Raw genomic sequence first — 13,568 nt, 5'->3', positions numbered from 1 at the left:
GATTAGAAATCACGGCTACACAAACAAAGTCCACCTGCGTGGACTGAAGAAAAACTACTTATTTTTAACCCACGGAGGTGGGTTTTGCCTGTGTAGTTGCGGTTTCTAACCGCCGATTTAATCTTGATAAGACTTGTGTGTACACGGTAGGCAAGCGAGGAGGGGGGACAGGAATTGGATTTGGGGGAAATCTTTTCCCTCTTTTTAATAATGATTCCCGACTTTGCGGTGGTGAACGGCTGTAAGTGCTTCTGGGTTGGATACTCTTCCTGCGTAGACGGTGCTGTAGACTGCCCAGTGATCTCCGCAATCCATTCGGCTCATTACTTCACATTCCATGTAGGCTAAGGCTTCGGTGAGAATGGGTGTACCGTTTTGCGCTGGTTGGGTTTTGACTCCTTCAAATCGATCTGCACCGGGGGCAAATCTTTTTAAGAAATGTTTCATCAATTTTTGATAGTTGTCCTCTTCTAGTACATTGAGAACAAAGCGATCGCCTACTTGCATTAATGACTCAATCGCCCGATCTTTGGCTACGGCGATGGAAAATCCCAATGGTTTAAAACTGGCTTGACTCACCCAAGACGCTAACATGGCGCTGGATACGTCGCCTTTTTTGGCGGTAATAATGTACAATCCGCCGCTAATTCTTCCCAGGGCTTTGTCTAAATCCGCACCAAGAGATTTCATGGCTTTGATACTGCGATCGCGGCTTACCCATTGTCCTAAGTCTGTTCCGGCTTCTTCACATTTTTTGTAGGTGTTTTCTGTCGGTGTTTCCCGAATCTCAATCACGGGAAAAGCTACATTCAACCCTAAAGCCCGGAATTGATTTAATAGAGGGTAGGTTGGTTCGTCGTTTCCTCCACCGGTTTCAAAGATGCCAATTGTCTGTTTTTCTTTGGCAGATCCTAAAACGGTGCTGAGGGCGGCTTGAATGGTAGGATTAGCAGAGGTTGGGGGCATTCCTACGACTAAACCGGCACAACGTCCTACGAGTTCCCGCAGTTCTTGTAGTTCTTGTCCTGCGGCTAAATCAACTAATTCCACCGCCACACCTGTTTTAGTGATACCATTGGCTATGGCTTGCACTAAGCGATCGCTATATCCATAACCACCCACATAAAACAGCCCCACTGCGGTTTCGGCTTTGGTTTGTCCTTGACTCCAACTGCGATAACGTCCAATTAATTCTTCGACGTTGTGATAAAGTAGGGGTCCGTGACCGGTGGCGACCATTTTAATTTTCGGTAATTCTGCCATCCTCTTTAAGGCAGATAATACAGAACGGGCATTGGGACCCATCAAGCAGTCATAATAATAATGGAAGTCTGCTTCAATGGCGGCTAAATCGTCGTCAAAGGTGCTATCTGAGCAGTAGTGAGCGCCAAAAGCATCGCAGGTGAACAGGGTTTGGGTTTTGTGGTCAAAGCTGAAAATGGTGTCTGGCCAGTGTAAATTAGGGGCAATCACAAATTCTATTTCGTGACCATTTCCTAAATTTAAGCGATCGCCATTCTTGACAATTTGCCGTTTAAATGCTTGGTGTACTAGATCTTCTAAAAACTGAATTGCGACTTTTGAACCAACTACAGTAATTTCTGGGTTCTTAGAGAGCAAATCTTTAACCAACCCGCTATGGTCAGGCTCAGTATGACTAATGATCAGATAATTGATTTCCAGGGGATTGATTAATCCTGTTAATGTATCAAAATACAACTGTCGAAACTTTTCATGGGAAGTGTCAACGAGGGCTATTTGCTCACCACGGATGAGGAACGAGTTGTAGGTTGTGCCATTTTGCAAGCCAAACTCAATATCAAAGCGATCGCGATCCCAATCTAAAGAACGAATAGCTGTCGTATCTTCAGCAATTTCTACAGTATTTATAGTTAGTCTTTTTACGCTGTTTAACTTTACTGTTCCTTGAGTTTGATCGGTGAGCAATACCATAACCCCCTCCTTGACAAAATGAGTATTTATGCCTTGATCTTTATTGTGGCACAGCTTTAATATTAAGTTTTATTAAAAAACCTATCATTGACTTCAGAAAAATAAAAGTGTGAACGCAAACAACGCTTGGTTAGCCTTAATGATTGGTAATTCTCGTCTACATTGGGGATTATTTCACGGAAAAACGCTGCAATTAACCTGGGATACTGATCATTTACCCGATTATCTCATAGAACAGATCATTAAATGCCAAATACCGGCTGATTTTCCTGACTCAGTTGCAGAAATTCCCTCAAAACTGGTTTTGGCTTCCGTCGTTCCCACCCAAACAGCGCTATGGACAATTTACCCCAAGGTGCATTTAATTACTTTAGACCAAATTCCACTCAAACAAAAGTATACCACATTGGGGAGCGATCGCGCTTTGGCTGTGTGGGGTGCGGGTAAAACTTTAGGATTTCCCATTTTAGTCATTGACGCGGGAACAGCTATGACGTTTACGGGTGCGGATGCTAATCAATGTTTAGTTGGTGGAGCTATTTTACCAGGTTTAGGTTTACAATTTAGCAGTTTAGGGCAAAAAACCGGACAGTTACCATTATTAAAAACCAACACGATTACGAATTTACCGCGACGTTTTGCCTTGAATACACCAGAGTCAATCCAAAGCGGGATAATTTACACAATTTTAGCAGGAATTAAAGATTTTAGTGCAGATTGGTTGACTTTATTTCCAGAAAGTAAGATAGTAATCACAGGGGGCGATCGTACCTTATTAAAGACCCATCTTCAAACCCAATTTCCAGAAATAGCAAAGCATTTGATAGTAGAACAAAACCTGATTTTCTGGGGAATTGAAAAAGTTATCACAGATATGAATTTTCCTTGTGAAGTGAGTATGTAATTATCCAACTTTAATTCATCGAATTAATTTACAGCATATTCTGTAAACTGGCGCATAAATGGAGAATGAAAACCAATGACAATATCTTGATTTGGTACTCCTTTCTTGACCAATTCTTCAGCAAAATCAACTTCTGTACCATTGTATTGCAGCCAGATTTTACCTTGTTTGATATCAAAATGTAGGATACAACCATAAACACGATGATCCTTTTCCCAACCAACATTAACGATTTGGTAATGATCATGTTCTGTATCAAAAATTAATTCGCGCTCAACATCATTTCGTCTGTAATTCTCACCAGCGTATTCTTTAATGATATTTTTAACAATTTCACGATATTTACTTAGTTTATCCATTGTTCTATCTCCTCTTTATTTGGATTATAAATAATCAATTTGATGTTTTGAGTTTTGATAACCAGTTGAATTAACTCTAATTTAAAAAATGTTTCGTAGGTTATATTGGGAACAGCTAAATACATTATGCGTTCTGGTTCTTTTTGGCTTATGGCAGTTCGATAGTTGATAAATTGACCTAAAGCTTTGTGAAATTCAGAAATGGCGGAACTGCTAACAAAACTCTTGACTTCAACCGCAATTTTTTCACCTTCTCTTTCAGCCGCAATTAATTTTTCAGCCGCTAAGTCAATATAAATTTCTACTCCACTAAAATCTAAGTACAAAGGATCATTTGTAATTTCCCATCCTGCTTTTTGTAATCCTATTTTGACTGTGTTGTGGAAAATGTCTTTGGCTGGCATGATGTTTTGATATATCACTTAACACGGCTTAATTATTGGATTATGTGGGTAAGGGTTGAGTATTGCTAAACCCTTACAAATCTCGGTTTTTCGTAATTTTGTAAAAGTCGATGTCTCAACCATTTTTAGTATGATCAAAATGAATTATTTATTACTCTTCATTGTCACCATTCTGTACAGAACGATGAAATTGGTATTAGTCTACTGAATATAAATTAATAAAATCAAGAATAGCTTCAGCGACAACTCCAGTACAGGATTCTGGTAAATTGTTTTCTCCATGCGCTATTATTTTTAATTCAACATTAGGGATATGTTGAGCATAAGTATTACTTCTAGCTTTCGCTATTGATATATCTTGTCCACCTTGTAAAATTAAACAAGGAACTTTTAGAGAATACAATCGTTTTTGCAATAATTCTGCCTCAATTTCTGGCTGCTGACGATTAAAAAGTAAATTAGAGGCTGTAGGATATTGTAAAAACTTTTTTCTTAACTGTAAATCATCTCTAATTTTATCATTCAACCTAAAAGATTTAATTAGAGGACTTAGTAACTGAAAAAATTTAGTTATTGGTGGTAGACAATTAAATAAACGTCGCCCTTTTTGCCAATATTCTTTTTGTCCTTCTACTTCTACACCTTCTGGCGCTAACAAAACTAAACCAGATATTTGTTCAGGATATTTTAAACTATAACTTGCCCCAATCCAACCGCCAAGAGAATGTCCTACTAAATAAACTTTTTCCAATTTTAACGCTTTTAAAAAATCCGCTAAACATTCGACTTGCAAATCAACCGAGTGATGAATTTTAGGATTTTCTGATTCACCAAAACCTAATAAATCTATTGCAAAACAATGGCAATATTCAGCAAGTGATTCCATTACAGATACCCATTCACTGCTATCATTCCAAGCACCATGTAAAAAAACTACTGGAGTTCCTTTACCAACCTCCCGCCAAAATAATAACCCTTGAGTACCTTTTCTCCTGGAGTTACGAAATAATGTATTCATTATTTTACAGTCAATGTAAACAATACCTACTAATTTTTGTTTTTCTATGCCAGTGTTGTTAGTCCATTTAAGTAATCTTGTAATTGCTGGGTGTGGTCATGAGACATATCTGCCTTGGGTAAGCTGTTAGGAGCAAACGCTTGAATTTCCATCACTTCTAAAGCATCTGGAATTGTCATTTCTCCCTGTACGTCAGCTTCAACAACGATACAAATTGAGTGAATGCGAGGATCACGTTCTGGTGAAGAATAAACTCCGACTAATCGCCGGATATTAGTTACTTCTAGTCCGGTTTCTTCCATCAACTCTCTCCGCACTGTACTAGGAACATCTTCTCCCCAGTCTACCATACCACCAGGCAAAGCCCAGCGACCATTATCAGTACGTCGAATTAAAACAATCCGACCATCAGGTAAAATCGGAATCACACTTGTACCAGTAATAGGGTGACGGAAGATGATACCCAATACTGTTTGTGCAAAGCGCCATAAGCTATGTATTGACTGCATCACTGGTGTAAAAAAAGCAAAATTTTTCAGTCTTCAATTTTCTACTTGGTAATTTATGGTTTTCTAAAGACCAAATCAACTCAAGGAAGAGATTATTAATTGAGTTTTAAAAAGCTCCAATTTCTGTGGTAGCTTGAATATCAGCAATAATCCATACTAAGCTAATTATGTCAATTCAGGACATTTTTATGGAGATTCTAGTTTTTTAAGTAGGTGGGTCAAAATAAATATAATACCGTAATCCTCGACTTTTTTGAAAAGTGCCGGATCTATCTCCTCAGCATTTTACATTAACAGGACTTACACAACTGGTATATCAATATGGTGCGTCAGGTATTAACAATCTATTTATTTGCAGGATCTATGCCGTCTGACGCACCCTACAACTTACACAACTTGTATACTCAAGAAGTTCATAATTTGCGTTTTTGCATCTTTGAAAGATATGCCCTTTAGGTAAAACCTCAAATTGTGACCTTGAGAAGTATACTTGACTAGATTCAAGACTATTCTTATCTTCTTCTAATTCTGACTCCTGACTCCTGACTCCTAGCCCTAACCAAAAGACTTTTTTCTCAGTATTTGAGGAATAATGATTAATTTAGCTTGACAAACAATATTTTATTAGGTTATAATTGTATGCTGTTCAATGTAAATTGCTATAACTAGGCTAAAAGTATATCAATAACATCGGTAGCTAAATATTGCCTAGATGCTCATTTTTTGTTGTTTATTCATGAGGTGAATATGGCCAAGCGCCGTAACCCGAAAAAAGAAAAGGCGCTACGAAACCAGGCTTACGCCAGAAAGTTTCGTAAACGGACTACTACAGGAAGAATGCAAAGAAGATTCCAGCAAAGACCGCCTAAGAGTGAAGAAGAAGAAGGAGCAGCAACAACAGCAGCTGATGTTGATTGATTTGTCTGTTTAGATCTTTGTCTTTCGAGTCTTTTAATATCTAAGGTGTACAATAGTATACTGTTTTTTGATTCTGGGTTGTCAGTGCTGATTACTGAGCAAAAGAAAGAAACTGGGACGGGCAAGAAGCCAGCCATAAGTGGTATTCTCACTCAGGAGTCAGCACTCAGCACTCAGGAGTTAGTAATCAGGATTCACCACTGATTTGGGTACGGGCGGTAATTAGGGCTTGCTTGACTTGAGTAAAGCCAGTTCCTCCGTAGCTGTTACGGGCTGCAACTACTTGACGCGGAGATATTGCTTGATAAATATCTTCTGCAAAGGCTGGATGTATTTGTTGCCACTCTTCTAACTGCAAGTCTTTGAGTAGTTTACCTGCGGCAATACTGGTTTTTACGACTTTACCAACGAGATTGTAAGCTTCTCGAAATGGTACACCCCGCGCGGCTAGATAATCGGCGACATCGGTGGCGTTGGAAAAGTCTTCGGCTACGGCAGCTTGTAGGCGTTGGGTACGAAATTCTAATCCTTCTTGTAGCAAAATTGACATTGCTTCTAGACAGGCTTTAACTGTGTTAACGCTGTCAAATATCCCTTCTTTGTCTTCTTGTAAGTCCTTGTTGTATGCTAGGGGTAGTCCTTTCATAATTACTAACATGGCTTGGAGATGCCCAAAGACGCGGCCGGTTTTTCCCCTCACTAATTCTGGTACGTCGGGGTTTTTCTTTTGGGGCATGATGCTAGAACCTGTGGCACAGCTATCTTTGAGGGTGACGAAACGAAATTCTTCTGATGACCAGAGGATCACTTCTTCTGAGAGACGGCTGAGGTGAACCATGATCAGACTTGCTGCACAGAGAAATTCTACTGCAAAATCGCGATCGCTCACACCATCTAAGCTGTTAGCATAAACACTATCAAAAGTCAATAGGTCGGCTGTATAGTGGCGATCAATGGGAAAGGTAGTCCCGGCTAAAGCACCGCAACCCAGGGGAGAAATATTCACGCGACGATAAACATCTGCTAACCGTTCCCAGTCCCGTTGCGCCATTTGAAAGTATGCTAGGAGATGGTGGGCTAGACTAACTGGTTGGGCCCGTTGGAGGTGGGTATAACCAGGAATTAAGGTTTCAACGTGCTGTTCAGCGATATCCAGTAAGACTGTTTGGAATTCCCGTAAATTTTGGCGAATTTGGTGGATTTGGTCGCGCAGGTAGAGTCTAGTATCAGTTCCTACTTGATCGTTACGAGAACGGGCAGTATGTAACTTTTTGCCCACATCACCGACAATTTCTGTGAGTCGTTTCTCGACAGCAAAGTGGACATCTTCGGCATCAATACCGGGTTTAAAGTTTCCTTGACGGTATTCTTGACGGACTTGTTCTAAACCGGTGATTAGTTGCTCACCTTCTGAGGGGGAAATAATGCCGGTGTGTGCCAGCATTTTAGCATGAGCTTGAGAGCCAGTGATGTCGTACTCTATTAATTCGATATCAAAACTGATACTAGCATTAAAGCGAGCGATCGCTGGATGTAAGGCTGATTCAAATCGTTGACTCCAAGTTTGTTTTGCGGTCATAAAAAGAGTAAAGAGTTAGACTTAGGAGTTCAGAAATGGTGCTTCAATTAAAATGTCTGAAAAATTCTGAACTCCTTCTCCATCAATTTAACCGAAACTTGTTAAAGTCCGTAACATATAACCAATAACTACACCAATAAATAAAGCCCAAATTTGTCCTGTGAGGACAAAGTGATTCCAACTTTTTTGCATTTGACCCAAAAGATCAGGGTCGCTAACGCTTTGAGCAAAGGTGATGGCATTGACAGGTAAATGCCAAACTAACTGAGAGATGGCATCATTAAGGTAATTCATAATTTATCAAAGATTTGGGGAATAGGTCAAGTTGCCCTTATCATACCCAGTATTTAACCGGAGTCCTTCACATAATCTTATTATTTAGATGATGCCAAGCGCAATTTTTCCGATGTTCGCAAAATTTGCCCTGCTAAAATCGCTGCACCAAAGCCATTATCAATATTTACTACACCGACACCAGCAGCACAGGAGTTAAGCATGGTTAATAATGGTGCTAAACCGCCAAAACTTGCACCATAACCGATGCTGGTGGGGACGGCAATTACAGGGCAATTTGCTAAACCTGCGACTACACTGGGTAAAGCGCCTTCCATACCTGCAACTACGATTAATACTGATGCTGATTCAATAACATGACGATTATTCAGTAAGCGGTGAATCCCTGCAACACCGACATCCCAAAGACGTTGAACCTGGAAACCTGATAGTTCTGCTGTGACGGCCGCTTCTTCTGCTACGGGTAAATCGGCAGTACCGGCAGAGATAATACTAATTTGACCAGGGAAGGATGGTATGATGTGAGGATTGGCGATCGCGCAAATTTTCGCCATATCATAGTATTGTAAGCCTCTGACTTTTTTTTGGAGAATCTCAAATACTGATGGTTCAATCCGAGTAGCCATCACTACAGAGTTTTTGTCACGCATCACTTCCATAATTTGAGCAATTTGCTCTGGAGTTTTACCAATTCCCCAAATTACTTCGGGAAAACCGGTTCTGATTTGACGGTTGTGATCGATTTTGGCAAATTCCCCTACAGGTTGATATTTTAAGTCTTGGAGGGAGTTTAAGGCCATGTCTGGTGTTATTTTACCATTGGCAACTGATTCTAATAGGGATTTTAAGGCTTCTGGTTGGTTCACTGCAATTTTTTTGGGTAAGTTGGTAATTGGCAAAAACTAACAAAGTATCTATCTAACACCATATCCCATTGGCGTAATCTCTTAAAGAGAAGAGTTAGATCCAAAAATGTCTGAATCAGGATTTATACTAAATTCGTTGGGAAAATAGACTTTTGCAAAATTATCAAAAACCCCTACCCACGAATTATGGAATAAACTAACCGCAGAGGACGCAGAGGACACAGAGAAATAAGAGTTTGAGTGGTTTTTTGCGTAATTCCTGAATTGAACAGAATTAAGTCTGTAGGGTATTTTTTATAATAATATGTTGTATATTAATTCTTGCTGGGAACGGTTGATTTTGCTATTGCACCTAATTGTAATTTTGGTGGATAGTTACCTTCTTCTTTGATGCGTTTAATTTCTGCATCGTTAATTTGTAAGTTGAATTTTTCGGCTACACACTTAACAATATCTCCCCGGTCAATGATACCAGCTACAGTACCAGCAGGAGAAAGTACGGTAATTCGAGGTAGCTGTTCATTTTCCATTTTATTAATTATATCTGCTACGGAAGTAGATTCGGTAACGGTAGGGATTTCGGTTAATGGTTGGACAATATTTTGCAAAGTTTGGGTTTCCCATTCACTTCTTTCAGTTGTTCGCAAATGATCAATTGTCACTAATCCTTGGTAACGTCCATCAGCAACAGCAAAGTAAATTTGTGAACTTGCGGTTTCTAAAAGGTAGATATCAGCAAATTGTCGTAATGTTTGTTTTGCATCTACTACCCGAAAATCACGGGTCATAGCATCAGCGGCGACTAATTTTAACAAGGTTTCTTGTAATGTGGTTATGCGGTCATAACTGTTAGCGTTGCGTATCCCAAACCAACCGAGTAAGACAAGCCATAAACCAGTGATTACTTCTCTGGTGAAGAAATCAATTGCAAATCCAAGAGCGATCGCACTATAACCTAAAATTTGCCCAGCCCTGGCTGCAATGTGTACAGCTTGATAGCGATCGCCTGTAATTTTCCACATTGCTGCTTTTAATACCTGTCCCCCATCCAAGGGTAAACCGGGTATCAAGTTAAATAAAGCCACAATTAAGTTAATTCTCGCTAAATCTCCCACCATCAAATGCAGTGCTGATGTATCAGGAATTAATTTAGATCCTAAACTTAACAATCCAAATAAAAGGATACTTACCATTGGACCAGCGATCGCTACTTGAAAAGCCTCCCCTGGTGTTTTCGATTCTTCTTCAATCGCTGCAACTCCACCAAACAAAAACAAAGTGATAGAATTAACTTTAATTCCTTGGGACTGTGCCACTAAACTATGACCCAACTCATGTAATAACACAGAAGCAAATAACAACAAAGCCATCACCAATCCAGCAGTCCAACCTGTAACGGTTCCCAATTCTTGATAAGCTAAACCAAAATTTAGAGTTACTAAACCTAAAATTCCAAACCACAAAGGGTCTAAAAATAAAGGAATACCAAATAAAGAGCCAATTTGCCAATTTTTTTCCATTTTATTTACCTAAAATTCACTTTATTTTTGGGAAATCCCCGGCTTTGGGAAGCGGGGAAAATTAATTACAATACTCCTATATTAGTCAAACCTAAAACCGCCGCCACGCCGATAATATGACCAAAACTCATGGACGCTAAAAATGTGCCGACACTAGGGTGATTAAACAGTCCGGGAAAGGGTAAAGGCATTTTGGGTCCTACGTGGGGATAACGGATTGTCCAACCAGCGATCGCTAACGCCAATAAACAACTACCAATGATAACCGGTGTCCCCGCCCAATTCCAGCTAGTACCCGTATTGGGAACAGTGGATTGGAGTGTTAATAATATTGATAACATAACTTTGATTTCTCCGTGAATAAACTGAAAGGTAAGGAGTCAGGAGTCAGGAGTCAGAATATTGATGAAATCAGGCCTAGAGAGAAGTTCGGTTTTCTTCATTTCATCACACTGAACTCAAAAAGCTTTTATTAGTCTGAGATCCTGATTACTTACACTGAAGGATTTTTAAAGGTGGAATAACTTCCATTTCCAAAACCAGCTATATTCATAGTCGATCTGTTTTAATAGCTGAATCCTCTGTCTATAGGAAGGATTAAATCATTTATATTTCTCAATAAAAATGCGGTAGGAAATTTAGTTTTCACCTACCGCCTAATTTTTACCTTAACTCAAAAGGGAGTATCAGGTTAAATCTACAAACGGCCAGTGTTAGTCAGTCCTAAAACAATACCAACACCAATTACATGACCAAAAGCCATTGCACCAATAAACGTGGGGATACTGATGGGAAGCAAAGGCATTTGTGGTCCGACTTTGGGATATTTAATCGCAAAACTTAGTAACAGGACTACTAGGCTGCTTGCACTGATAATGATACCGACAGTAGGACTCCACACTGGTGTGGCGGGAACAGATGCAGCAGCAGCTAGTAAGATGGATGACATCAAATTTTTTCTCCTGAATATAAAAAAAGAATGTAAGCCTACAAGATTATAAAATTACAGAGGACAAACAAAAAGCCTTTAAGCTAATTTACAATCTTTTTGTGACTATTTTTAATTTATCAGATTTAAATGCGGGTTAAAATTTGCGGCATTACTCAACCACAGCAGTCTATAGCGATCGCTGCCCTTGGTGCAACTGCTCTAGGATTTATCTGTGTACCAGCCTCTCCTCGCTATGTTACCACCGGACAGATTCAGAGAGCGATCGCTCAATTACCCAAAAATATCCAAAAAATTGGTGTTTTTGCTAACACAAGTATTGTGGAAATTAGTCAAATAGTGATAGAATCTGGTTTAACTGGTGTACAATTACACGGTGATGAATCAACAGAATTTTGCTACCAATTACGTCAATTTTTACCCCAAATAGAAATAATTAAAGCCATCAGAGTTCGCAATTTGCAACATCTACAAACAGCCGAGAACTACACCAAATATGTAGATACCCTACTACTCGATGCCTATCACCCCCAACAATTAGGTGGTACAGGACAAACTTTAGATTGGCAAATGTTAAAAGAATTTAGTCCCAGTTGTCCTTGGTTACTAGCCGGGGGACTAACACCAAATAATATCATAGAAGCCCTCACTCAACTTAAACCCAATGGGATTGATTTATCTAGTGGTTTAGAACGTACCCCAGGAGATAAAGATTTAGATAAAGTAGCCCTGCTATTTCAAAAATTGAGACAAATTGGTTAATGAGAGTATTAATCTAGCCAGGTAATATTTACTCAGTCTTCAAAATTGATATATAGCAACCACATTGGCGGTTGCTATAACTGCATAAGTTACTAAAAGAGGTCAAACGATGATTGTTATTACAGGTGCATCAGGAATGTTAGGGCAATTGATCCTAAAAGAACTTTTAAAGTCATTTTCTGCTAATGAATTGGTAGCCGCAGTCCGAAGTCCACAAAAGGTCGCGGATTTTGCCAGCTTGGGTGTACAAGTTCGGCAGATTGATTACGATCGCCCCGATACTCTGGAGGAGGCTTTTACGAATGCCGAAAAAGTGTTGCTAATTTCTGGCAGTGAAGTCGGTAGCCGCGTTCCTCAACACGCAAACGTGATCGATGCTTGTAAAAATGCCGACGTAAAATTGCTGGCTTATACCAGCCTCCTCCACGCCGATAGTAGTCCGCTGCCCTTGGCTGCCGAACATCAGCAGACGGAAATTCTCCTGCAAGAGTCTGGGTTGCCCCATGTTATCTTGCGTCATGGCTGGTATACAGAAAATTATACTGCTGGTATTGCGGCAGCCCTTAAATATGGTGTTTTACTTGGCTGTGCGGGTGAAGGTAAAATTGCCTCCGCGACTCGTGCAGATTATGCCGCCGCTGCTGCTGTTTTATTGACGAGCGATCGCACTGACAAGGTGTATGAATTAGCAGGCGATGAGGCATATACTTTGAGCGAGTTTGCGGCTGAACTTAGTAGGCAGTCTGGTAAGACTGTTCAGTATCAAAATCTAAGTCAAAACGACTATGGTCGTGCGTTACAACATGCTGGTTTACCTCAGCCAATTGCTTTGATGTTAGCGGAATCGGATACGGGAGCATCAAAAGGAGGATTGTTTGACGACAGCAAAACTTTGAGTCAATTAATAGGTCGCCCAACTACTTCCCTTAGCGAATCAATTAAAGCTTCGCTAACCACATAACAAGTTCTAGGCGATCGCCTAGAAATCAAGGCTCACAGTAATAGCGATCGCCTTTAGGAGATAGATTGTTGGTGCGATCGCCTATAACTCACGACTCATAGTAATAGCGATCGCTTTGAGAAGATAGATTGTTAATGTGATCGCCTAATCATCACAACTCAGAATAATGGCGATCGCCTCCTCCAATCTCATCTTCACAAAAAGCGATCGCATAACTTTAATCAGGCCAAAGTGATCGCAGAAACTTGGCAATTAGCTAAAAATAGAGTTATAATTCTCTATTGCGAGATCGGTAATCGAACTTGAGTTGATCGCAATAACCCACAATCAGGTTATCATTTCCCATATTTGGGTTGCGTTCCTTAACCCAACCTACAAGATCGGCGATCGCTACTCGATCCAACTGCAAGGATTAATAAAAAAGCTTTTTATTTCGCTTACTCAACTAATATTCTACGTTTTGGTGTATGATCAAGCAATCTACCAAAACTTAACTATTTTTTAGATTAAGATTAAAGCGTTTTAAGGATATTTCCAGAAAAACTTATACCAGTAAGTCCCCCAGAATTTGG

15 protein-coding genes are annotated in these 13,568 nt (G+C 39.8%); 4 read left to right on the top strand and 11 right to left on the bottom strand.

What is annotated here, in order from left to right; translation table 11 throughout:
• Nucleotides 1-204: 204 nt before the first annotated feature.
• Nucleotides 205-1,953: a diflavin flavoprotein gene (locus VB711_RS10695; protein ID WP_323285938.1), complete on the bottom strand. Its 1,749-nt coding sequence runs from the start codon at nucleotides 1,951-1,953 to the stop codon at nucleotides 205-207.
• A 109-nt stretch (nucleotides 1,954-2,062) separates the two neighbouring features.
• Between VB711_RS10695 and VB711_RS10690 the strand changes: the two genes are divergently transcribed.
• Nucleotides 2,063-2,857, top strand: coding sequence for a pantothenate kinase (locus tag VB711_RS10690; RefSeq protein ID WP_323285937.1), 795 nt, complete (start codon nucleotides 2,063-2,065; stop codon nucleotides 2,855-2,857).
• A 23-nt stretch (nucleotides 2,858-2,880) separates the two neighbouring features.
• Here the strand turns inward: VB711_RS10690 and VB711_RS10685 are convergent, their stop codons facing one another.
• From VB711_RS10685 to VB711_RS10670, 4 genes are all read right to left on the bottom strand, one after another.
• Nucleotides 2,881-3,216, bottom strand: a complete 336-nt coding sequence (locus VB711_RS10685) for a XisI protein (protein ID WP_323285936.1) — start codon at nucleotides 3,214-3,216, stop codon at nucleotides 2,881-2,883.
• Entirely contained in the window at nucleotides 3,204-3,620 is a 417-nt protein-coding gene (locus tag VB711_RS10680; RefSeq protein ID WP_323285935.1) for a XisH family protein, read from the bottom strand. The genes VB711_RS10685 and VB711_RS10680 overlap by 13 nt, the downstream gene beginning before the upstream one ends.
• Nucleotides 3,621-3,816: 196 nt before the next feature.
• Nucleotides 3,817-4,638 (bottom strand): alpha/beta hydrolase, encoded by an 822-nt coding sequence (locus VB711_RS10675; RefSeq protein ID WP_323285934.1) that lies wholly within the window; start codon nucleotides 4,636-4,638, stop codon nucleotides 3,817-3,819.
• Between the two features lie 44 nt (nucleotides 4,639-4,682).
• Nucleotides 4,683-5,177 (bottom strand): NUDIX hydrolase, encoded by a 495-nt coding sequence (locus tag VB711_RS10670; RefSeq protein ID WP_323286007.1) that lies wholly within the window; start codon nucleotides 5,175-5,177, stop codon nucleotides 4,683-4,685.
• Between the two features lie 717 nt (nucleotides 5,178-5,894).
• On the opposite strand from VB711_RS10670, the gene VB711_RS10665 reads away from it, so the two are divergent.
• The gene (locus tag VB711_RS10665) at nucleotides 5,895-6,065 is read left to right on the top strand and encodes a hypothetical protein (protein WP_323285933.1); all 171 of its coding nucleotides are present in this window, start codon (nucleotides 5,895-5,897) and stop codon (nucleotides 6,063-6,065) included.
• A gap of 187 nt (nucleotides 6,066-6,252) precedes the next feature.
• On the opposite strand, the gene argH is transcribed toward VB711_RS10665, so the two are convergent.
• From argH to psaK (VB711_RS10635), 6 genes are all read right to left on the bottom strand, one after another.
• Entirely contained in the window at nucleotides 6,253-7,644 is a 1,392-nt protein-coding gene (gene argH, locus VB711_RS10660) for an argininosuccinate lyase (protein WP_323285932.1), read from the bottom strand.
• Between the two features lie 87 nt (nucleotides 7,645-7,731).
• Complete coding sequence (locus VB711_RS10655; RefSeq protein ID WP_323285931.1) at nucleotides 7,732-7,938, bottom strand: hypothetical protein; 207 nt, start codon at nucleotides 7,936-7,938, stop codon at nucleotides 7,732-7,734.
• Nucleotides 7,939-8,018: 80 nt separating this feature from the next.
• Complete coding sequence (gene larB / locus VB711_RS10650; RefSeq protein ID WP_323285930.1) at nucleotides 8,019-8,804, bottom strand: nickel pincer cofactor biosynthesis protein LarB; 786 nt, start codon at nucleotides 8,802-8,804, stop codon at nucleotides 8,019-8,021.
• A gap of 314 nt (nucleotides 8,805-9,118) precedes the next feature.
• Complete coding sequence (locus tag VB711_RS10645) at nucleotides 9,119-10,324, bottom strand: site-2 protease family protein (protein WP_323285929.1); 1,206 nt, start codon at nucleotides 10,322-10,324, stop codon at nucleotides 9,119-9,121.
• A gap of 65 nt (nucleotides 10,325-10,389) precedes the next feature.
• Nucleotides 10,390-10,665 carry a photosystem I reaction center subunit PsaK gene (psaK, locus tag VB711_RS10640; RefSeq protein ID WP_323285928.1) on the bottom strand — a complete coding sequence of 92 codons (276 nt, stop codon included), beginning with the start codon at nucleotides 10,663-10,665 and terminating at the stop codon, nucleotides 10,390-10,392.
• A 356-nt stretch (nucleotides 10,666-11,021) separates the two neighbouring features.
• Entirely contained in the window at nucleotides 11,022-11,276 is a 255-nt protein-coding gene (gene psaK, locus VB711_RS10635; RefSeq protein WP_323285927.1) for a photosystem I reaction center subunit PsaK, read from the bottom strand.
• A 126-nt stretch (nucleotides 11,277-11,402) separates the two neighbouring features.
• On the opposite strand from psaK (VB711_RS10635), the gene VB711_RS10630 reads away from it, so the two are divergent.
• Complete coding sequence (locus VB711_RS10630; RefSeq protein ID WP_323285925.1) at nucleotides 11,403-12,035, top strand: phosphoribosylanthranilate isomerase; 633 nt, start codon at nucleotides 11,403-11,405, stop codon at nucleotides 12,033-12,035.
• 109 nt (nucleotides 12,036-12,144) lie between these two features.
• Nucleotides 12,145-12,996, top strand: a complete 852-nt coding sequence (locus VB711_RS10625; protein WP_323285924.1) for an SDR family oxidoreductase — start codon at nucleotides 12,145-12,147, stop codon at nucleotides 12,994-12,996.
• Nucleotides 12,997-13,568: the final 572 nt, after the last annotated feature.

It is taken from the genome of Cronbergia sp. UHCC 0137 (assembly GCF_034932285.1).
GTDB lineage: Bacteria > Cyanobacteriota > Cyanobacteriia > Cyanobacteriales > Nostocaceae > Cronbergia.
This window is presented reverse-complemented; position numbering and strand designations above follow the sequence as displayed.